Source organism: Thaumasiovibrio subtropicus (assembly GCF_019703835.1).
GTDB classification, from domain to species: domain Bacteria; phylum Pseudomonadota; class Gammaproteobacteria; order Enterobacterales; family Vibrionaceae; genus Thaumasiovibrio; species Thaumasiovibrio subtropicus.
Map to the genome: position 1 here is coordinate 2,612,139 of NZ_AP023054.1, position 22,476 is coordinate 2,634,614.

Sequence of the window (22,476 nt, forward strand, 5' to 3'; positions counted from 1 at the left end):
GCTGTCGGCGTTTTCTTTTTCTGGCTACCCGGTTTAGTGACCTTTCAGTAAACTCTCAGACTCACAGAGCATCACCAAACTGCCCCCAAGTACGTCGACAATAGCCTGCTCACCTGTTTCGCCTAGCTCGCGACGACAGCGATTAACCAGATGTTGCATGCCACTTCGCATCGCCTGCTCAGCACCCACTGAAAGCGATGAGGTAAACAGCACCCTCAACACCGAACGAAATACCCCATTATGCTTCAGTGAGCTGTTCCAGCTCTCCAAAAAGGTTGTCGGCGTACTAAAATCCAACTCAGCATAAACACATGGCAACATCTTAAACGTCAGGGCATCGCCCATGTCATTGCGTGTTGGATAGTATCCCTGCAGTGTGCTCTTTTTGAATCCCGTTTCTTGTGATAAACGTGTCAGAGTGACGGCATCCCACCCTTCTGACAAAAATATGTTCAATATAATAGCGTCAAAGGTGTTTTTATTTTTATCCCTTTCCGCCTTAGTAATTCTAGCCATTCTTACCTCTACTGACGTGCTCATCGCTAAGCAAACAAGACAGTATACGAACAAAGTACCTATTAGAAGTGTTTTGATGACTATTTTATTGATATGAGACCGAGATCATCCGTTTATATCATCGCAAGCAATAGTTAAAACATTAAAGTGTTGCTGTTATATACCTCTGCGGACACAAAAATCGGCATTTCGTCGCAACTATGTCAACAGCAATAACAATTCCCCCACTTAGTTGAATTTCCTCATATTTCAGTAATAATCTTATTTATCAGGTTTCAATACGGTATCCAATATGCATTAATGAATACGTTCATCGCACGCTTTCATTGATAGATACAAGCTCTCTCGTACCCAACCCCATATACTTACATCTAAGACCCAGTATTCAACCGAACTGATCTCGATAAGACTTCACCACGACTTGCTCACAAGCGAAGAGTGGCTAATTGCAGCTCAAATACAGGGCACAAATACAGCAAAATGCTTCTTAACTAGAAGTATTTGCTATTTGTGGCGCCCAGATTGACCCACTCAGGTTCATACACAATGATCATGTGCCTAAATAGGACGTAGCTTAAAATCCGTACGCAAGATGACTTATTTAAGAGAATTCCCCCTGAAGAAGTGATACTCTCATTCCGTTTTTCGAGTCATAAATGAGACATAGCTCAAACTCTATAACAAAAATCCTGAGTCTAGCAGAGACGAGAAGAGCAAAAAGGCAGGCAATGTAGACTAATTGGACGGCAGATAAAAAAAAGCCAGCCGAAGCTGGCAAATGATGTCGTGTGCGTCAGCCTTGGCGACGTCAGCACAGGGGATAGAATCAGCGATAACCGTTTATTTTGTCGAAGTACTCCGGCAGAAAAAGGGATATTGAAGGAATATACGTAATCAGCATAAGAAAGATCAGTAATAGCCCTAACCAAGGCAGCGCTGCCCGGATCGCCCACCCCATACTCTCACCCGTAATGCCCGCCGTCACAAACAGGTTCAAGCCTACCGGTGGCGTAAGCATGCCGATTTCCATATTCACAACCATGATAATGCCCAAGTGAATGGGGTCGATACCAAGTTGCGTTGCAATCGGAAAAAGGATTGGTGCCATGATCAACAAAATCGCCGATGGCTCCATGAAGTTGCCCGCTAACAGCAGCAAAATATTCACCACGATCAAGAAACCCCACGCGGGCAGCCCCCACGCGACAATGGATTCTGCAATCATATGCGGAATACGTTCGGTTGTGAGTACATGCGCAAATAACATGGCATTGGCAATGATAAACAACAGCATGATGCTGACCTTAGCCGCATCTTTGACCACGCTTCGTACTTCGGGGTGCCAGAAGCTCTGTAGCATGGCTAACGGCAGTGAAAAGGTATTGCGGGCTAGTGCGCTAAGCACCCCTTCGCCAGCATTTCGCCATTTCACGCCCTTGAGAGGCCCGATATCTCGATACCCCCAAATAGACACTAACCACGCATAAACGGCCGCGACTGATGCTGCTTCTGTGGGACTTGCGACACCACCGTATATCGACCCAAGCACGATCACAATCAGCATCAATCCGCCCAAGGCTCGTCCGCCAGAGATCGCAACGGCACCAAACCCAGGGAAAGGTTGAGAAGGTAATCCTTTGATTCTGGCTACCACATAGATAGCCAGCATCAAGATGCCCCCCATCATTAGACCGGGAATAAAGCCCGCCATGAACATCCGCGATGCAGAAACTTCTGTCGCTGCTGCATACACAAGCATGACGATGGAAGGCGGGATGAGAATACCCAAGGTGCCGGCATTGGCGATAACGCCCGCTGCAAGTGCTTTGGGATACCCGGCCTTCACCATACCAACAATCACTATTGAACCAATCGCCGCCACAGTGGCGGGCGAAGACCCCGACACCGCTGCAAACAACATACACGCCATCACGGATGCCATGGCGAGCCCGCCACGGATATGCCCAACGCAATCAATCGCAAAGTTAATCAATCGCTTTGCAACCCCACCTGTTGATAAAAAGGCAGAAGAGAGAATAAAAAAAGGAATCGCTAACAGCGTGTAATGTTCACTGGTGGCTTCAAACAGCTTTAGAGAAACAGAGGCCAGAGAGTCATTCGAGAATAAGAGTATGGTTGTCACACTCGACATGCCTAACGCGATGGCAATCGGCATTCCCATCAGCATGCTGATAAACAATAAGCTAAACAGTACAAAAATGGTCATACTCGCTACTCCTTGCGCTCTGCTGATGACGATAGCTCTTCCGCTAAGTGCATGCTCTCTTTCGCTTCATCAGCAAATCCAAAGCCTGAGCGCTCTCCTTTAACAATTTGATACGCCAACACCAAGAGTCGCCAAGCCAACAATACAAAGCCAAAGATTAAACAGGTCATCGCTTGCCACTTTGGAATAGGCAGATCCTCCATCTCAATGCCTATCATCTTCATTTTGCTTAAATAGACCCAACCACCGTATAAAAACAGGCCACAGTAAAAGAGGCATAGGGTGATTGCTATCAAGCTAACTACCCGTTGAGTCATGGTTGGCAGGTGTTTAACAAAGGCATCTACCCCAATGTGTGCCCCTTCACGAATCCCCCATGACGCCCCCATCAACACCATCCAAGCAGCGAGGTATAACGTTGCTTCCTGCGCCCAAAGCAACCCTTCATTAAACACAAACCGCAATACGACTTCATAGAAGACAAGCAGTGTCGTCGCCACCAGCAGTAGCGCGATGAGCGACTCTTCAATCTTGTGTAGGACTTTAATCATAACCACTACCTCTGGCCCAGTGATTCCACTGGGCCATTGCCGATTAACCCTGATTACTCTCAATGGCTGCTTGAATGAGCTCAGCACCAATCTCTTTCTCAAAGGCTTGCCAAACGGGCTTCATCGCATCAACCCACTGTTGACGCTCTGACTCATTGATAGTGATGACTTTACTGCGGCCTGAATCGATGATCGCTTGCTTGTCGGCTTGTGCTTTCTCGATAGCAATGGCGTTGCCGTAAGCAATCGACTCAGCGAGTGCGGCTTGCAACTGCTGGCGATCCTCTGCTGGCAAGTCACTCCAGAAGAAAGCAGACGTCGCGACAAGGTAATCGAGAACGCCGTGATTTGACTCAGTAATGTAAGGCTGAACTTCAAAGAACTTCTTCGAATAGATGTTACTCCATGTATTTTCTTGTCCATCTATTGCTCTTGTTTGCAGTAGTGTGAACACTTCAGAAAATGGCTTTTTCAGCGGGACGGCATCAACAGCTTCAAACTGAGCGGCCAATACATCGGAGCTCATAATACGGAATTTCTTGCCAGATGCGTCAGCGGGCACACGTAAGGGATCACTTGAAGATAGCTGCTTGAGCCCGTTATGAAGATACCCTAACCCCAAGATACCTTTCTTTTCCATCGAACGAAGTAACGATTGGCCTGCGGGCCCTTGCTGAAATCTATCTACAGCCTCCATATCTTTGAACAAGAAAGGCAGATCAAATAACTGAAGCTGCTTAGTGTATTTGCTGAACTTAGAAAGAGAAGGGGCAATAAAATGGACATCTCCTAAGATCAAAGCCTCTAACTCTTTTCCATCTCCAAACAACTGAGAGTTAGGGTAAACCTTCACTTCATACTTATCTCCCATCGTCGACTCGACCAAGGATTTAAATTTCAGCGCCATTTGCCCTTTCGGCGTATTTTCAGCGACCACATGCGAAAACTTGATCTCGACTGGCGCTGCTTGCACCGCAAACGAAAACAGCGTCGCCGCTGCTAGTGCAGATAACGAAAAACGAGTGTGTGTCATATTGAGTTCCTCTTACCTCTGAAATCTGCGCAATCACGCAGCAGTTTGATTACAATTCAGCAACAAATGTAACCAAACATTTCAATCGGAAAAGTGGATTCTGATAGACAGATTGAGAAAGTGAGAGTCTTAGCAGGACAAATGTGTAGATTCCTACCCCTTTTTGCAACGAGTGAGAGAGGTCGCAGCGAATAGATAGCAAAATCCCACACAAACCATGCAGTTACACACCTATCTCATCCGCCGCACTATTGATATCCACAGTGTTTAATACCCAAGCTATCCTGCGGTGCTTGAGTATTTCGACACTTAATACGAAGAGATAGAGGTTAAACTAGCTGTCTTGAAGGGCGTCAAGTTGTTGATGGCGATGGCAAGCGGACATCCAGTGATACTTCAACATGATGCTCGGTTCGCGCCAACCAATGCGGTCGAGAGACCAAGTGATAACATGTTTGAGCTGCAAACGTTTCGCGTCAGACATGCAGGGGGAGTCACAATAGAGGCATGCCGTTTTATGGCGACCTGAACGGCAATGGCTAATTTTTAGCGTCACATACTCTTCCAGCGCCTTACACTCATCACAAGTAACGGCACCTCGGTGTAGACGACGGCAATACTGTTGAATCATCGCAGCAATGACATGAGGCTCTTGTAATTGCGGATCCAATAATCGGACTATCGTTTTCATAACGGCGCATTATCCGCCTTTAGGGGTAAATGCCATTGACCTAGATCAAAGCGTGTCAGCTGAAGTCTCAGTCTGCGTCGCTTTACTACTAAAGATTTGGGCTAGCAATTGCTGTAGGTGAGTATCGTCGATGGGCTTACCCACATGCGCTTGCATCCCAGCGTCTATACACGCATCAATGTCTTTCTGCCCAACGTTCGCCGTCATCGCGATGACAGGCGTCAACTGATTCAACCCTGGTTGCGAGCGAAGTTGCCGCGTCACAGTATAGCCATCGATTAAGGGCATATTGATATCCATTAAAATCACATCGTACTGGCGGGTATCACACATCGAAAGCGCCTGTTTTCCATCCATGGCACTTTCGACGATGAACCCTAGACGATTCAATTTGGCTTTCGCAATCTTGCGGTTGATTTGATTATCTTCAGCAATCAACACACTCTTACCACGGGGAATCGCAATAGGCTCTGCGGCAGCCAAGCTCGCATTGGCTACGGCAGTTTCAACCAATGGGAACGTCAAGGTTACCGAGAAAGTAGAGCCTTGCTCAACTTGACTATTAACGTCAAGGTCCCCCCCCATAAGCTCTATCAAGTCCTGCGTGATCGCCAGTCCAAGTCCCGTACCGCCATACTCTCGCGTCACGGATTGATCCGCCTGCGTAAACTGTTCGAACACCATTTCCATTTTTTCCGCCGGGATGCCGACACCGGTATCAACCACTGACATTTTCAACGTTGCCGCATCCTGACTCATAGAGACCAAATTGATTTGCAAATAAACATGGCCTTTCTCGGTGAATTTAAGCGCATTGCCAACAAGATTGATCAAAATTTGCTGGATACGTGTCGGGTCACCCAATAGCGCCGATGGCAAGTCATCATCCACCCAATACTTGAAATCGACCCGACCCGATTTTTCTATGGCGATGGGATTCAGCAACTCATAAACGTACTGCCCCACCTCGGTGATATTAAACGGCACCGCCTCTAGCTCTAACTTACTCGCACTGAGTTTGCTGAAATCAAGAATATCGTTAATCAACCGCATCAAACTTTGTGCGGAGTGATCGACCATATCAACAAAATGAGCGACCTCTTTACTCGGCTGACTTTGGCGTATTAAATCTGCCGCTCCCATGATGCCGTTCATTGGCGTGCGAATTTCATGGCTCATGGTGGCGAGAAACTGCTGTTTCGCTTCCGCTGCCGCCAAGGCTTCCTGACGGGTGGCGATTAATGACTCGCTGCGCTGATTGAAGCACTCAATAAGACCACCCAGCTCATCACGGTACAACACAGGGAGTGGTGCAACGTCACCGGATGTTTCTTGGTCAGCCAATGCGCGTTGCACTTTATTGAGCGGGCGCATCACCTTGCGATGGAAAAAGACGTAAGCACATGCCATCGCCAGTAACACACCTGGCAGCAGAACACTCAGTAAACTCGATTCAAGCTTGCGTACCTGCGCACTGAGGTTGCGCTCAGGTACGCTCATCATCAAAATCCATTGTGTTTGTGGCATCACCACCGCACTGAGATAAGCGTCTTCTTCTAAAATGGGGTCGCCGGATAAGACATCGTCAAAGATGACTTCCGCTGACGGGTAACGGTTCTCACCTTGCTCGACGATCGCCAATGCCGCCAACAGCGCATAGTTGTAGTTGATGCTGCTACTTCGCTTCAGCATCATGTTTGCGACTTCCAGTACTTCTGGACGGCTCTCCGCAAGTCTCCGCAAAGTGTGCGTATATTGCGTTAATCTAAGCGCCTGATTGGTATAACGATGATCTCGTTGTGCTAGCTTATCAGCCGTAACAGGTACTGGCCCATTATCGGTGTGCTCCATGACCATCTGAGGCTGAGGGTAGTAAATAAAACGCCCAGCTCGATCGAGTAAGGTCAAATACCCGCCCATCCTCTCACCTTTCTCAGCAAGAAAAGGGTGCAAGCCGCTTAAGCGCACATCAATGGTGACAACACCCGCAAACTCATCACCAATAAAATAAGGCATACTGCAAGTCACCATGGGTTCATGGGTGTGCGGGTCTGTATACGATTGTGACCAATAGATCTGCCCCGGAGACAGCCAATAGTTGGGCACATACCACTCTTCGTTAAAATAAGGGTTGGCCGGATCAAGGTTATAGTCATCGATCAAATCAAGATGATCATAACGATCTTTGGCAAGAAACAGGCTATCTAAATAGAAGCCGTTTGAGCCTTTATAGGGTTGAGGCCAAACGCCTCCCCCAGCGATCAAATTCCCAGTGTGAGGGTTGGTAAACAGTGATTCCATCAAGCTAAGCAAAGCTTCTCGGTCACCTTTTGAAGCCTCGCCGGCTAAAACGGTCGTAAGGCCTTCGATATTAGATGCAAGGTTGCCAACCGTATGGACGACCGCAACGGATTCTGCGGCGAGATGTTGCTTAACCGTTTCTTCGACCAACAACTTACCGCGAGTCTCAATAACGTAGAAAATAACCGCACACAAACTGCAAAATAAGACCAGTAGGAACAGCCCACCTTTAACTGCTAAGGACTGAAAAGATCGCTTCATCCGCTGAATGCTCCTACATTGAGATGCAGCTTTATTTCTGCAGAAAGGGTTTTCAACTGATGCACAAATTCAGCGATTTTTTCATCATCTAATGTTTGACGCTTGATACACTGTTCCAGTTCGGCGGCAACGGTTTGCAATGGCACTGCCCCAAGACTTCCTGCTACGCCTTTAATACTGTGCACAAGGCGCTCAGCCTCTTCCATTCGATGATCAGCGAGCAGCTGGTATAAGCGTTCCCCATCTTCGCTGTGCTCTTCTAAAAAGACCCCCAACAGCATATTCACCGATTCGGTGTCATCATCCATCGCATCAAGCATGTAGTTTATATCAAAGGTCGCGACAGCGGCTTCTGCCACCTCTTCATGTGATACATCTAGCGCCTCTACCACATCACTCTGTTGTTGGCGGATATTGTTTTGCCTAACCGAATCCTTCGCTTGACGGGTAATCACATCGACAAAGCCATGATGATCAGACGCAAGCTCCGAGGTTTCTTCCACCGGGTTCTGTTTCAGATCAGGGCGGTGAGTGGCTATCGAATCAGATTGACGCTCTTCCTTTATTTCGAGTGAATCAGTCTTGCGTTGTCGCACCGCAACAACCACCTCAGGGTGCGCTTTTTTGGCAGGTTCAGGGCTATCAACTTGCGTCTCTTTATTCACCACGACTTGCTTTTCTGTCTGAGTTGAAGACTGTCGCATCACCACCATAAATGACATCACTAAAAGAAACGCCGTCATCCAAGCCCCTCGTTGTAACGTGCGCATCGTTTGCAAATGTTGGGCGGCATCGCGCTCATAAGCGGGGAGTTGGCGGTTAAAATGGTGAGTCATCACTTCACCCGCCGTCTGCTGATATTGGCTATGGCGAGCAACCATGGGCGATAGCGTTTTCAACATTGACTCTAAATGACGACGGTCTGTGGCTGGCGTTTGACGGATATACGCTTCAACTTCATAAATAAACGCTTGATAGCCTGAGTGGCTGATAGAAAGCTGACTACGATCTGCCCCAAAAACCTCGAGGAAAAAGTAAGCGGCAATTTTGTCCAGTATAGGTTGATGAGGCTTGAACTCAGGGTTGGCGTATAACTGTTCCATCTCAGCAGCCAGATCGATAACGGTATAGCCACCAGCTAATACGGCATCCGCGAGATCAGCAAATTGGCTTCCACCCAACTTTAGCGACGCTAAGGCCTCTTCATCTATTTGTCCAAGGTTACTACTCGACAAGGAAAGCAGCTGAGCACGAAATTCCGACGACAACCCAACCGCTTCTCGCAACTCACCGATCCCACTGACAGGTAAAAGAACAACCGAGCGCACCAGCTCATTGCGCTGATTATTCAGCAAATTAAGCTGCTGAGAATGCACGTAAGCACTGTTTGCGGCTTGCATACTCCATACCGCCACACCTAACGCGAGTATTGTTAATATACCTAGGATGTGACCTATGTGCTGGGTCTTATGTGCGCGCAATAAACTAGGAGCCATCGATGCCATTTTCTTTCCAAATGTCGTTGAACCACGAGTATATACAACTACTTAGATTATCTCTAACGACTATGAAGAAAGCTTGGCAAAGGCCATGTTCTAACAGCCGCGACGTTGTAAAACAGGATAGAGATTGCCCAAGTTACCCTCACCGTAAGCATTAACTTCACCAACGAGCGCAACAAGACTCATATCAAGCTATATCTGCAAGTTTAGACTAATTTAATACACATTTTTATCTAGAAAGATTGAATAGGGGCAGGCAATAAGACAGGAACAAGCCCAAATGCCGACAACGGCATTCGGGCTAACAATCATTTATTCATCATCGCTGTTAAGACGGCGCATCAGTTGGTCTTTCAAGTTTGGCGGCGTGCCTTTAATGGTCAAGGTATCCGTATCTTGATCATAAAAAATACGCTCACCCAACAGCAAACTGTCAAATGAAACCGATAGACCGCCACCAGAACCGACGAATTTCTTCAATTTACGCATTGCAGTGCGATCCACTGGGAAAGCTTCTTCCAGCTCGTAGCCTCGCTCCTCGGCAAACTGATAGAAATCACCACCAGATTCTGCACTCGGTAGCTCTCCTGCCAATTCTTTCACCGTCAACTCTTCGCCACTTTGAAGCTGGCTATTACAGTAATCGTACACCTGCTGGCGGGTTTGCTGCTTCTCTTCCTTATCTAAACGGGCATCAGTGCAGTAGTCTTCCACCGCCTGCATCAGAATTTGATTCTGTTGCTTGGTATCCATGCCCTCTTCTGCTTGCATGAAATCCAAGAAGAAATCGCCCACTTTACGGCCCACGCGCCCTTTGATAAACGTCAGGTAACGCTTCGACTCTTTATCTGTATCGTACGTCGAGAGGTCGATCCTCGCCGCGATATCCATTTTCGCCACATCCAAGTACGCGACATTATTGATATCCAATTGCTCGGTCACTTGCATACTTTGCTGTGAGTTAAGCATGCCGACGAACAAATATTCCGTCGCCAACGACTGATAATGTGCAAGTACCAAAGTGCCTGCTTCTGCGAAAGGGTATTTGCTCAGCTCAGTTTTTAAGCGCTCAGCACACTGATTGCTAAACTCGACAAAATTAATTTCGTCGCCGCGATAGTCAGCTAACCACTGTTGAACGTCACTTTCACTGTCAAAGTAAGCAAAACCTTTGCCGCCTTTGCTATTAAAAACACGATGTAATTCAGAAACTAACTCTTCACTCGAGGCAGAGTTATCCAAAGAATGGCCACGTAAGTTAAGGGTCAATTCGTCTTGTTCGTTCTTCACGATCTGGTGAAGAATCAGATGAGAAAGCGATAGGCTCATAATGAAATGTTTTCAGTTAACGGGTAGTGTGAGTTATGATAAGCAGCTTTGTGTTAACTTTAAACCGAAATTCTTATGCCAGTTACGTCAAAATACAGCGACAAACAAGTTGAAGCTATCCTAAACGACATGATAAATGTATTGGAAAATCATCGAGCTCCGGCAGATTTGTCACTGATGATCGTGGGTGATCTCGCTACCAATATCATCAACAACAATGTTCCAGATGGTCAACGTGAAGCGATTGCAGATAAGTTTGCAGCCGCCTTACGCAGCTCAGTAAAAGACAAAAAATAGTCACAGCGCAACCAGGATTGATGACAAGACCACTATGGTAGATAGTTCGCCCCAGTACCGTGAAAAGGTATCTCAGCTTATTAGCTGGGGACACTGGTTCTGCTTCTTTAATATATTTGCAGCAATGGCATTGGGGATTCGCTATATCCTCCATTCAGACATGCCATCCAGTTTGTTAGGGCTTACTTACTTAGGGTTAAATTGGTTTGGCCATTTCAGCTTCCTTTGTTTTGCTATCTACCTACTTATCCTCTTCCCTGCGACCTTTGTTGTACCATCACAGCGTTTAATGCGCTTGTTTGCCGTGCTGGTGTCAACTGTCGGCCTCACCGTCATGTTGCTCGATACTCACGCCTACGAAACGCTGAATTTACATCTCAGCCCCCTCGTATGGGACTTGCTTGTTAGCGGTGAACGCACTGAAGTCAATGCGCGTTGGCAATACCTGTTTGTCAGTGTCCCACTGATCTTTCTGCTTCAGATGGTATTGTCTGAAGTACTATGGCGAAAGCTACGTAAATTGACCCGCAGGCATGTCGGTGGGCCAATTGCGATATTCTTTACCCTCTGTTTTGTCTCGAGCCACCTTATTTATGTGTGGGGTGACGCATCACTTGATAGCAATATCACCTCGCAACGTTCAACCTTTCCGCTCTCTTATCCGATGACAGCGAAGACCTTCATGGAGAAGCATGGCTTTTTCGACCGTGAAGAGTATGCGCAGCGACGCGAAGAGCTAGGTTTAGAAGAGAGTGATAGCCTCACTTACCCTCGTCAACCGCTCACATTTGAGCGAATGGACGCAGAACACAATGTCGTCATGATTATGATCGACAGCTTACGTGCTGATATGGTGACGGCAGAGATTATGCCAAACCTCAATCAGTTCGCCGAAAATCGTCTTCGCTACACGCAACATTACAGCAGCAGCAATGACAATATGGTTGGCGTATTTGGTTTAGTCTACGGTTTGCCGGGTAACTACGTTCCGAGCGTTCGCGCATCTGCCGCTAAGCCTGTGCTTTTTGAAGCACTCCTTGATAACGACTACGCCTTCGGCCTATTCAGTGGCGATAACTTTACAGCGCCGATTTACTACCAAGCCATTTTCTCCGCGCCGCTACTCAAAGAAGCCACTGCACAGGAAACCCATACTGATCAAGATGCGATTACCGCGTGGTTAGATTGGTTTGATAGCGAAGAGAAACAGTTTAGCTACTTGGAGCTCACTGGCATTGCGCATGCTGAGCAGCTTGATACAGCAGCAGGGAAATTTAACCTACCCGACGAAGCCTCGATGGAAGTGGCCTTGCTCACCGATTACAAAAATGCGGCTTACTCATTGGATAAGCAGCTTGGCCTTGTGCTTGAAGCAGTTTCCGCAGCCCAAGACAACACCATAGTGATCATTACTGCTAACCACGGCCTAGAGTTCAACGAAACTAAGACCAATAGTTGGGGTGCGAACTCTAACTACAGCCGCTATCAACTGCAGGTGCCCCTGATCATGCAATGGCCTGAGCAAGAAGCAGCCACCATAACGCGCCAAACAAGCCACTTGGACATCGTACCAACCTTGATGGAAAGCCTACTGCAAGCGTCGGTGCCGTCCGAGAGTTACAGCAGCGGTATCAACCTTTTCGATGAAGACTCGTCGCGACGGTGGGTGCTGGCAGGCGACAGTCGAGACATCGTGCTCATCGATCCTAAGTCGACCACTGTCGTAGATAAATATGGCAATTACACTGTGTACGATACACACTATCGCGCGAATAAAGATGCCCGTCCCAAGCTCTCAAACTTAATGCAAGTGATGCATGAGCTAAAGCGTTTTTACGCTAACGATTCCGAATAGTCATGCTTTTTGGCAGCGCCTAGTAGAGGCGCTGATTGCTTGCCATACATTGGCGATAACCGTCGTTCCAACCATTGTTATAACGCACATCTTTGAGCATGCGTTCATAGTCTTGTCGATAATCGTTCAGATGTGTATTTCCGCCTTCCGTGCGAGAAAAACATCCATCTTGATAGCCATCGAGGTATTCACGTTCAAAGCCGAGTGACTGCAAGGTTTCGAATCGAGTTGTCGATGCGCACCCAAACAATGGGCCGACAAACATCATACTCAGTACTAACCATTTTGCGCTGTTCATTGTCCTTATCCTTCTACAATTCACTCTATAATGCGTTAGTGCAAAGAGTGTGCTAATTTGCCAACTCATACTCAAATTAACGATTAAGATATTGAAATAAAGAGGATATTTATTATGACGCAAAAGGTCGTATTGATTACGGGCGCAAATCGCGGGATTGGATTGGCGATGACCCAAGCCTTTCTGTCAAAAAAGTGGCAGGTAGTGGCAATATCTCGACAAACGAGTGACAACGACACGCTTGATGGGCTAGCAAACAGCGATAGCAATCTCACTACTATCCGAGCAGATATCACCAACTACCCTGCTATCCATGAGATTGAAAAACGCTTCCCTTTCGCCAACATCGATCTTCTGATCAACAACGCTGGCTACTATGGTCCCAAAGGCTATGAGCTGGGCAACACAGATATAGACGAGTGGCGCCGCGTGCTTGAAATCAACACCATCGCTCCTTTAAAACTGGTGGAAACCTTCCTGTCTAGGCTGAGACCGACAAAAGCGACCATTGCGATGCTCTCTTCTAAAGTGGGTAGCATGACAGAAAACACCAGTGGCGGGGGTTATATCTATCGCTCGTCAAAAGCTGCACTCAACTCTGTCACTAAAAGTCTTCACAACGATTTGTATGTCGATGGAGTAAAGTGCGTCGCCTTACACCCTGGTTGGGTACAAACGGCGATGGGCGGACCTAATGCCCTTATCTCACCCGAAGTCAGTGCGAACGGCCTTATTTCAGTGATTGAAAACCTCACTGATGCGCAAAGCGGCCACTTTATAAACTATGATGGCACCAACATCCCTTGGTAAGCAACATACCGCCCTCTTGATACTTTAATCATGGCGATATAGACACCACGATTTAACATTTGCCGAGTTCAAAATGACCGACAACAAAATGTACAAGCCTATTTTGACGCAAAAAACTGTTAGCCCCATCGATAACTTTGAAGTTGGGCCGCCATAATTCTGCAACAATATGATACTTTTCACACTACAACGTTAAGCACGAAGTAGTTTCTCATATCAAATTTGAATGAAAACTGTTTCACACTCATGCTTGAGGACTGGGAGTGACAAATTGAGGGGCGCGATATGGCACTGAGTCCTTGTGTAAACCGCTTTTATCGCGATTTAAGCAATGAGTGGAACAAGAACCAAGGCTTGCAAAGTTTATGTGAGTCGATGTGTTGTCAATTTATTGACAGCTTTAATGCTGTTCAATTGACGCTACTCGTTTCCCATCAATCTGAGTGGAAACTGTTACTTGATATGAACACCACCCAGGTTCAATATCACTACCCGCCCATTAACATCGACCAAAATATCGACATTCCCTTCTATCTCATTAATCAGGCAATGCGTGCCAATAAGCCGAATTTGGTTGATGAGGGAAAAACACAACGCCTCTGGTTGCCCCTAGAACGAAAAGCCCGCTCCCTTGGCTGTTTGGTCATCGATCTGAAAACAAACGAACATTTGCTGGCCGACGATTTTCACATTCTCTCCGCGTTGCTCGCCTCCGAGCTCGACGGGCGTTTACTGAATGAAACCGCCCATGATGAGTACTCTTCTCGTCGCAATGTCGAAAATGAACTCTTCAATAGCCAAAACCAACAACGCGCCCTACTTGAACAACTCCAAGCCTTGCATGATCTCTCTTCTATGTTATCTCGTGCGGAAAACATGACATCTCTGCTCCGCTGTGCCGTCGAAGATGGTAAGCGTATGCTACATATTGACCGCATGGGCGTCCTGCTTTTTAATGATGAAGCGAAGGAAGTCCAAGGCAGCTTTGGCACCGATGTCAGGGGAGAAACAATTGATGAGCGCTATTTTAGTTCGCCGCTCACCAATCACCCGCTTGCTCAGAAAACATTGGAAGAGAAACAGTTTCTGCTTTTCCAAGAAGACGTGCCTCTCTATCAAGATATGTCGCCAGTCGGCTTTGGCTGGAACGGCTATGTCGCGCTGTGGAATGATAAGACCTTACTGGGTTGGATCGCGGTCGATAACCTTGTCTCAGGCGCGCCGTTGCAAGGCTACCATAAACAGATCCTCAAGCAGTTTGGCGCGACACTCTCACAACATATGGTAAGACGCGCCGCAGAAGACGCCCTCTTGTCACTCAACCAGCAGCTAGAGCAGCGTGTGGAAGAGCGCACCAAGCAGCTTGAACTTGCCAATACCGAGCTTGAAAGGCTCTCCAAAGAGGACCCGCTCACCGCAGTCGCCAACCGACGCGTGTTTGATGATGTATTGCAAGAAGAGTGGCGAAGAGCTGAACGTCACCAACTCCCCCTGTCACTGTTGATTATCGATATCGACTTTTTCAAACGCTACAACGATACCTACGGTCATCAGCAAGGCGATCAATGTTTGATTAAAGTTGCCCATGCCCTTAAACAGTGTGAACGCAGAGCAGGTGCGCTCTTTGCTCGGCTTGGTGGGGAAGAATTTGCCTATATCTTGCCGGGCTGCGATCAATCTGCCGCCCACTATGCGGCACAAAAAATGGTCGAAGCCGTGCAAAATCTAGGGCTGCCTCACCCAGATGGTTCACTAAAAGTGACGGTGAGTATCGGTGTCGCAACAATGACACCACAGCGAAATCAGAAATCACAAGAACTCTATGTCATGGCGGATACAGCGCTTTACCGTGCCAAAACCCAAGGTAGAAACCAAGCTTGTGAGGCGATTCGCGTCTCGGCATAGACTGTAAGCATTCAATCAACCTCAACTACTTGGCTTTTGGTTTCGATTTCCCTCTCGTAGAGGCTTTTGTCGTCCCTTTTCTGTTGCGCTTTTTAAAGGCCGGACGCTTCACCTCTGGCAAAGAGTATAAACTAGCCGGTACTGCATCATGCTGAGCCGTATGCATAAACTCACCAATCTGCGTAGTGAGCGCAGCCATAAAGGGCTGGTACGCGCCACGCTTTTCAGCAATATCTTGCAGTTGATGCTCCCAGTGCGCCGTCATATCAGGATAAACAGCAAGCTCTGGTAATGCGTAGATCAGCCCACGACCCGCTTCGGTGGCACGTATGGTTTTTCCTTGCCGCGATAATAGCTGACGTTTAAACAGGGTATCTAAAATACCTGCCCGGGTCGCCTCAGTTCCTAATCCGTCCGTATCTCGCAGTATCTTCTTCAATGACTTGTCCGCCACAAAACGCGCGATCCCTGTCATGGCTTGCAGTAACGTGGCTTCAGTAAAGTGCCGAGGTGGCTCGGTCATTTTGTCTAAGATCACCCCCTCACGGCAGGTCAGCACTGTGCCTTTCGTCAACGGAGGTACTAACGCATCGATCACTTCGTCATCTTGTTGCGCTTTACCCAACAGTGCCTTCCAACCAGGATTTTTGAGGCTACGCCCTTTTGCGATAAACCGCCCCCCACCAATTTCAAACACCAACTTGGCGTCGTTATACTCCGCAGCCGGATAAAACTGCATCACGTATTGGCGCGCAATTAATCCATAGATTTGCGCTTCTCTACCTGAGATTTGTGCACTTTTTAGCTGCTTTGGCGTTGGTATAATGGCGTGGTGAGCATCGACTTTCTTGTCATTCCACGCTTTCGACTTCAAACTCATATCTGCTTGATGCACACCGCTAGAAAGTTCACTGCTGTTGTTGGCAATAGCATCCATGACACTTTGTCGCTGCTGATAGTGATCCAGAGGTAAGTAGCGACAATCACTCCGCGGGTAAGTGATCAATTTATGTTTCTCATACAAGCTTTGACAGACCGCCAATACATCCGCAGCAGACATCTGGAAACGTTTTGCCGCATCTATCTGTAATGCAGACAATGAGTAAGGCAATGGTGCAGACTGCTTACTGATTTTGCGATCACTCTCCACCACCTCTGCGGGTTGATTCGCGATTCGGCGCTGTACGTTCTCAACCAACGACCGCAAGATCACGCGCCCTTCTTCATCTTGGTATGGCTGGCAGGCTTCACTCGGCTGCCAACGCGCTTTGATATCTGCACCTTCATAGGGAATAAGCGCATCAAGCTCAAAATAAGCCTTAGGAACAAAATTGGCGATTTCGTCATCTCGACGTACCACCAAGCCTAGCACGGGGGTTTGTACTCGCCCCACAGACAGTACACCATTGTATCCTGCTTGTTTACCGAGCAAGGTGTAGGCACGCGACATGTTCATACCGTAAACCCAATCAGCACGGGAGCGAGCCAACGCGGAGACCGAAAGCGGCACGAACTCACTGTTATCACGTAGTTGGTTAAGTGCGCGTTTTACCGCAGGCGGATTTAAATCAGAGATCAGTAATCGCTTCGCACTGCGCTTTTTGGTCTGCGGTACTTTTAGATAATCAATCACCTCATCGACAAGCAATTGTCCTTCACGATCAGGGTCACCCGCGTGAACAATCTCATTCGCCGACTTCACCAATTTTCGAATCACGCTCAACTGCTTCGAGGCAGAGCTGCGCGGCTTTAACTGCCACTGTTCAGGCAAAATCGGCAAATCAGCCAAAGACCACTTCTTATAGCGCTCATCATAGGCGTCAGGCTCCACTTGCTCGAGCAAATGGCCAACGCACCAGGTCACAATGTCGCCATTGCCTAGCTTGATATAACCTTGTTCATTTTTATGGGGTTTGGGAAGAACAGCAGCGATAGCACGACCAAGGCTGGGTTTTTCTGCGATATAGAGACGCGACATAACAAAGTGACAATAAAGTAGTGTTCGCTAAACTGTATATAAAACCAGTATGAGAAGCAATAAAAAGCCCAGAACAATCTGGGCTCGAATACACTTTCAATGTGGGGTAACGCGACTATTGTGCTTACAAATAACTCACGAATTTATCAATATCACGCTGAGGGACTTTTGCAGAGACACAGTTTGGCGTACCGATATAAAGAAAACCGACGATTTCATCGTCACCGCTTAAGCCTAACGCTTTTTTCACAACCGGATGATAAGCCCAGTTCCCAGTGCGCCAAAATCCACCAAAGCCATGTGCGACCGCCGCCATTTGCATTGCGTGAGTCGCGCAGCCAGCAGAAACAATCTGCTCTATCGCTGGCACTTTGTCGTGCTCAGAGACCTTGGCCACCACGGTGATGACCATTGGGGCACGAAATGGGGCTTTACTCGCCTTTGAAATCACGCCTTCATCCGCGTTATCTGCCGTTGCCGCTGCCACCAAGATATCCGCGAGACGCTGCAAGCCATCATCGACAGCAACAATGAAGCGCCAAGGTGTTAACGCGCCGTGATCGGGTGCCCTTAAACCCGCCTTCAGAATGTTTTCCAACGCCCGACCTTGAGGTGCTGGTGAAACCAGTTTGGGTAGTGAGCGACGTTCAAGCAACAGTTCCAATGCGTCCATTTTTGCTCCAAAACAATATCAAGATGACGTTCTTTCATCTTCGAAGATCAATAGAATAGTGAAACCCAAGCCTGTTGAGACAACTTGGGCATAGACTCAAGCCACCTCAAGGTGCTTGAGTATATAACAATACCTTAACATAGCTCTAGGGGAGTTACCCAGTTAGGATTCACCTAACGCCATTGCAGTGATCACCCCTTCACGGATAGCGCGTTTTGCATCTAGCTCTCCAGCGAACTTTGCCCCGCCAATGACATGAGCGACAATGTTTTCTGCTGCGAGCCGCCCTACTAAGCCCTCTTCTTTGATTTGGCCAGTACAGTTAATGATCGTATCCACGTCCAACACACGTGGCTGCCCTTCGACTAAGAGATGGAGGCCTTCATCATCAATCTTTTCGTAGTGAACACCAGCAAGCATTTCAACCCCCCGTTTTTCAAGGGTAGCTTTGTGGATCCAGCCTGTTGTTTTTCCGGGCCCTTTACCCATCTTGCCTTGCTTACGTTGCAACAGCCAGATTTGCCTTGCGGAGGGTCTTAGCAAGGGCCGTTTGAGGCTACCTTCGCCGCGCTGATCCTTATCGATCCCCCATTCTGATAACCAATCAGACAACGTTTCATTATGCGTTTGTCCATCTTCCATCCTCGACTCACTGACCATCGAGGCAACATCCACCCCAACTCCACCCGCGCCCATGATCGCAACTCGCCGCCCGAGCTCTGGTTGACTATCAATGTAATTTTGATAATCAATCACTTTCGGGTGATGAATGCCCTCGATCTCGGGGACGCGCGGCTTCACACCCGTTGCTAGCACGACATGATCGAAGTTGGCGAGCTGATCGACTGTCGCTGTCTCACCCAACACAACTTCAACATTGTGTTGGTGAAGCTGATATTCGAAATAGCGGATCGTTTCGCGAAACTCTTCTTTTCCGGGAATCCTCATCGCAAATCGAAATTGGCCTCCAATTGCCTCTCTACGCTCAAACAACGTCACCGCCATACCGCGTTGCGCGGCCGTCAATGCGCAAGACAGCCCGGCCGGCCCCCCTCCCACTACGGCAACCCGAGTCGGCGTTTTGGCTTTAGAAACAATCAACTCAGTCTCATAGCAAGCAAAAGGGTTCACTAAGCATGTCGCGCGTTTCATCGCAAAGACATGGTCTAGGCACGCTTGATTGCAACCAATACAGGTATTAATGGCCTCCGGTTTGCCTGCTGCCGCCTTACTCACAAATTCGGGATCAGCTAGAAAAGGACGCGCCATCGAGACCATATCGGCTTGGCCGGTTTGAAGAATGTGTTCCGCTACATCAGGGGTGTTTATTCGATTGCAGGCCACAACAGGAATCGAGACAGCCTGCTTAAGCTTTTCCGTCACCCAGCTAAACGCTCCTCGTGGCACCTGTGTAGCAATCGTCGGTACTTTTGCTTCATGCCAACCGATCCCCGTGTTCAACAATGTCACCCCTGCTTTTTCAAGTGCTTGCGCTAACGCTATCACCTCATCAATATGACTCCCTTGTTCAACCAAATCCAACATGGAAATACGAAAAATCACAATGAAGTCTGGGCCAACTTGAGTGCGAATCGCTTTCACAATGTCTAATGCCAACCGCATCCGATTTTCACTATTCCCTCCCCATTTATCGGCGCGCATATTGGTTCTTTGGCAAAGGAACTGATTAATCAAGTAGCCTTCCGATCCCATCACCTCAACGCCGTCATAACCCGCTTGCTTTGCCAAAGCGGCACTGTTCGCAAAATCCATGATGGTATGAGCAATCTGACGTTGAGACATCTTGGCAGGACAAAAACGGGAAATAGGTGAGCGAATCGCAGATGCGCCAACCGCAAAAGGGTGCATCGCATATCGCCCCGCATGGAGCATTTGCAGAGCGATCTTACCATCATGGCGATGAACGGCGTCCGTCAATAATCGATGCTTACTGAGATGGCGACCATGGCTAAACTGTGCGCCCATTGGGTGTAGTCGGCCACGCCAGTTCGGCGAAAAGCCCCCAGTGACAATCAGCCCTACACCTCCCTTCGCTCGTTCTGCATAAAAGGCGGCTAACTTAGGAAACCCACCGCGCATATCCTCCAGCCCCGTATGCATCGAGCCCATAAGTACCCGGTTCTTTAAGGTGGTAAAGCCCAAGTCTAATGGCGCTAACAAGTTTGGATAACCAGCCATAACGACACCTTTCATCTAGTATGGTCTGACCAGTTTAGGCGCTGCGTTAACAAATTTCAAACGACTGTTTACATATTGATAACACAGCTACATTTTTACACTGTTTTTCCCAGCCAAGTGCGCTAGGATAGAAGCAAATACACCTATAAGGCTCTAAGGCTATGAAATTGCTCTTTAAAGGCATTGCGACCCTTTTCCGTTGGATCTGGAAAGGCATCAACTTTACTCGCCTACTCATTATTAACTTGTTATTTTTCTTCTTTATCGGTGTGATGCTTTTTGCGCTTACCCAGCAAGATACGGAAGAGCCGATGTTAGACACACCATCGGCACTGGTGCTTAACCTCAATGGTACAATCGTTGAGAAGCGCACTTACAGCTCTGCGCTTGATACCTTGACGCAATCCGCATTTGGACAAGAGCCTCCGAAGGAAAATGTCCTTTTTGATATTGTCGAAACCATCCGTTTTGCCGCCTCAGATGACAATATCACTGGCTTAGTCCTGTCATTAGGTCAGCTCTCTGATACCAGCCTGACTCAGTTACGCTATATTGGTAAGGCCATTGACGAGTTTAAGTTGGCGGGGAAACCTGTGTACGCCTACGGCGAGATTTTTACTCAGAGCCAGTACTATCTCGCGTCTTACGCGGACTCCATTATGATGTCAAAAGATGGTGGCGTTTTGCTGACGGGTTATGGCAGCTATCGCCTGTACTACAAGTCATTATTTGAAAAGCTCGATATCAATACTCACGTTTTTCGCGTTGGTACCTATAAATCCTTTGTCGAACCTTATACCCGAGACAGCATGTCTGACCAAGCGCGGGAAGCCAATGCTGCATGGCTAGATCAGTTATGGCAAGCGTACGTGGATGACGTGGCGAGTAACCGCAAGATGACGGCTGACGCGTTAACACCAGAAATAGATGACCTACTTGCAGCGCTGCGTAAAGTGAACGGTAACTACGCCAAGTTTAGCTTAGAGCAAGGACTCGTAGATACGTTAACCACCCGCCAAGAAGCCATTGATAAACTAGTCAGCTTATTTGGTGACGACGGTGATGGTAGCTATCAGCGCATTAGCTACTACGATTACTCACCACAAGAGAACCTACTTTACAGCAACGATCAAATCGCCGTTGTTGTTGCGAGCGGTGCCATCATGGACGGTCAAGAGCAGCAAGGTGCCATCGGCGGTGACACAACCGCCGCACTGCTTGCTCAAGCGCGCAATAACGATGCTGTTAAAGCCGTTGTTCTTCGCGTCAATAGTCCGGGCGGAAGCGCGTTTGCGTCTGAAGTGATTCGCAATGAAGTCGATGCACTCAAAGCCGCAGGCAAACCTGTTGTCGTCTCAATGTCTTCAACCGCTGCATCCGGTGGTTACTGGATTGCCAGCAGTGCCGACGCTATCATCGCCCAGCCAACGACACTCACTGGCTCGATTGGTATCTTTGGACTGCTGACTACCTTCGAAGACAGCCTTGCTAACTGGGGAATCTACACTGATGGCGTAGGTACAACCCCGCTTGCAGGGGTCGGTGTAACGCGCGCGCTATCGCAGGAAGTTGCTGAACTCTTCCAGCTAGGTATCGAGCATGGTTACCACCGCTTTATCTCACTAGTAGCAGAACATCGCAACATGTCGCTTGAAGAAGCGGATAACGTTGCTCAGGGACGCGTCTGGACAGGACAAGATGCCCTCAGACTCGGTTTAGTCGATGAAGTTGGTGATTTTGATGACGCCCTTGAAAAAGCCGCCTCACTGGCAGAATTAGATACCTATCGCATTAACTGGATTCGCCGCCCGCTCGCACCGATGGAAGCCTTCTTACAAGAGATCGCAAACAATGTGAGTGCACCGTTAGCGCACAGCATTGCCAATGCGATGCCAACTAGCTTGGTTAAGCCCGCAAAAGAGGTGACACAAGCAATGACCTTGTTGGACACATTGAACGATCCAAAAGGTCAGATGGCTTACTGCTTAAACTGCGCTGAAATTCGCTAATACCATCACAAATCATGAAAAAGCTCGCTTCGGCGGGCTTT

The 22,476-nt window shown here is 48.0% G+C and carries 17 protein-coding genes; 5 read left to right on the forward strand and 12 right to left on the reverse strand.

The features are described 5' to 3' along the window. Positions 1-33: 33 nt before the first annotated feature. The 8 genes from TSUB_RS11510 to yejK all read right to left on the reverse strand — a co-directional run bounded on the left by TSUB_RS11510 (position 34) and on the right by yejK (position 10,411). On the reverse strand, positions 34-516 hold the full coding sequence (locus tag TSUB_RS11510; protein WP_087022660.1) for a hypothetical protein: 483 nt from the start codon (positions 514-516) through the stop codon (positions 34-36). An 826-nt stretch (positions 517-1,342) separates the two neighbouring features. Further along, positions 1,343-2,743 (reverse strand): TRAP transporter large permease, encoded by a 1,401-nt coding sequence (locus TSUB_RS11515; protein WP_087019146.1) that lies wholly within the window; start codon positions 2,741-2,743, stop codon positions 1,343-1,345. Between the two features lie 5 nt (positions 2,744-2,748). After that, positions 2,749-3,294 (reverse strand): TRAP transporter small permease, encoded by a 546-nt coding sequence (locus tag TSUB_RS11520; protein WP_087019148.1) that lies wholly within the window; start codon positions 3,292-3,294, stop codon positions 2,749-2,751. 43 nt (positions 3,295-3,337) lie between these two features. Next, positions 3,338-4,327, reverse strand: coding sequence for a TRAP transporter substrate-binding protein (locus TSUB_RS11525; RefSeq protein ID WP_087019150.1), 990 nt, complete (start codon positions 4,325-4,327; stop codon positions 3,338-3,340). A 334-nt stretch (positions 4,328-4,661) separates the two neighbouring features. Continuing rightward, positions 4,662-5,018, reverse strand: a complete 357-nt coding sequence (locus tag TSUB_RS11530) for a nitrous oxide-stimulated promoter family protein (RefSeq protein ID WP_087019152.1) — start codon at positions 5,016-5,018, stop codon at positions 4,662-4,664. Between the two features lie 45 nt (positions 5,019-5,063). Further along, the gene (locus TSUB_RS11535) at positions 5,064-7,580 is read right to left on the reverse strand and encodes a hybrid sensor histidine kinase/response regulator (protein ID WP_087019154.1); all 2,517 of its coding nucleotides are present in this window, start codon (positions 7,578-7,580) and stop codon (positions 5,064-5,066) included. Further along, positions 7,577-9,085, reverse strand: coding sequence for an Hpt domain-containing protein (locus TSUB_RS11540; protein WP_087019156.1), 1,509 nt, complete (start codon positions 9,083-9,085; stop codon positions 7,577-7,579). Before TSUB_RS11540 ends, TSUB_RS11535 begins: the two co-directional genes overlap by 4 nt. Positions 9,086-9,394: 309 nt before the next feature. Beyond that, on the reverse strand, positions 9,395-10,411 hold the full coding sequence (gene yejK, locus TSUB_RS11545; RefSeq protein WP_087019157.1) for a nucleoid-associated protein YejK: 1,017 nt from the start codon (positions 10,409-10,411) through the stop codon (positions 9,395-9,397). Positions 10,412-10,486: 75 nt separating this feature from the next. Here yejK and TSUB_RS11550 point away from each other — a divergent pair, with 75 nt between their 5' ends. Together TSUB_RS11550 and TSUB_RS11555 are read left to right on the forward strand one after the other, a co-directional pair. Further along, the gene (locus tag TSUB_RS11550) at positions 10,487-10,708 is read left to right on the forward strand and encodes a YejL family protein (protein ID WP_087019159.1); all 222 of its coding nucleotides are present in this window, start codon (positions 10,487-10,489) and stop codon (positions 10,706-10,708) included. Between the two features lie 34 nt (positions 10,709-10,742). Beyond that, entirely contained in the window at positions 10,743-12,563 is a 1,821-nt protein-coding gene (locus TSUB_RS11555) for a DUF3413 domain-containing protein (protein ID WP_087019161.1), read from the forward strand. Positions 12,564-12,582: 19 nt separating this feature from the next. Here the strand turns inward: TSUB_RS11555 and TSUB_RS11560 are convergent, their stop codons facing one another. Beyond that, positions 12,583-12,861, reverse strand: a complete 279-nt coding sequence (locus TSUB_RS11560; RefSeq protein WP_087019162.1) for a hypothetical protein — start codon at positions 12,859-12,861, stop codon at positions 12,583-12,585. Positions 12,862-12,975: 114 nt separating this feature from the next. On the opposite strand from TSUB_RS11560, the gene TSUB_RS11565 reads away from it, so the two are divergent. Next, entirely contained in the window at positions 12,976-13,671 is a 696-nt protein-coding gene (locus TSUB_RS11565) for an SDR family oxidoreductase (protein WP_087019164.1), read from the forward strand. Between the two features lie 285 nt (positions 13,672-13,956). After that, a complete protein-coding gene (locus TSUB_RS11570) occupies positions 13,957-15,576 on the forward strand; it encodes a GGDEF domain-containing protein (RefSeq protein WP_087019166.1) in 1,620 nt (539 codons plus the stop codon). Positions 15,577-15,601: 25 nt separating this feature from the next. On the opposite strand, the gene TSUB_RS11575 is transcribed toward TSUB_RS11570, so the two are convergent. The 3 genes from TSUB_RS11575 to TSUB_RS11585 form a co-directional block, all read right to left on the reverse strand. Continuing rightward, a complete protein-coding gene (locus TSUB_RS11575) occupies positions 15,602-17,554 on the reverse strand; it encodes a DNA topoisomerase III (protein ID WP_087019168.1) in 1,953 nt (650 codons plus the stop codon). Positions 17,555-17,678: 124 nt separating this feature from the next. Beyond that, entirely contained in the window at positions 17,679-18,227 is a 549-nt protein-coding gene (locus tag TSUB_RS11580; RefSeq protein ID WP_087019170.1) for an NAD(P)H nitroreductase, read from the reverse strand. A 162-nt stretch (positions 18,228-18,389) separates the two neighbouring features. Beyond that, positions 18,390-20,426: an NADPH-dependent 2,4-dienoyl-CoA reductase gene (locus TSUB_RS11585; protein ID WP_192867835.1), complete on the reverse strand. Its 2,037-nt coding sequence runs from the start codon at positions 20,424-20,426 to the stop codon at positions 18,390-18,392. 161 nt (positions 20,427-20,587) lie between these two features. Between TSUB_RS11585 and sppA the strand changes: the two genes are divergently transcribed. Next, entirely contained in the window at positions 20,588-22,435 is a 1,848-nt protein-coding gene (sppA, locus tag TSUB_RS11590) for a signal peptide peptidase SppA (RefSeq protein WP_087019174.1), read from the forward strand. Positions 22,436-22,476: the final 41 nt, after the last annotated feature.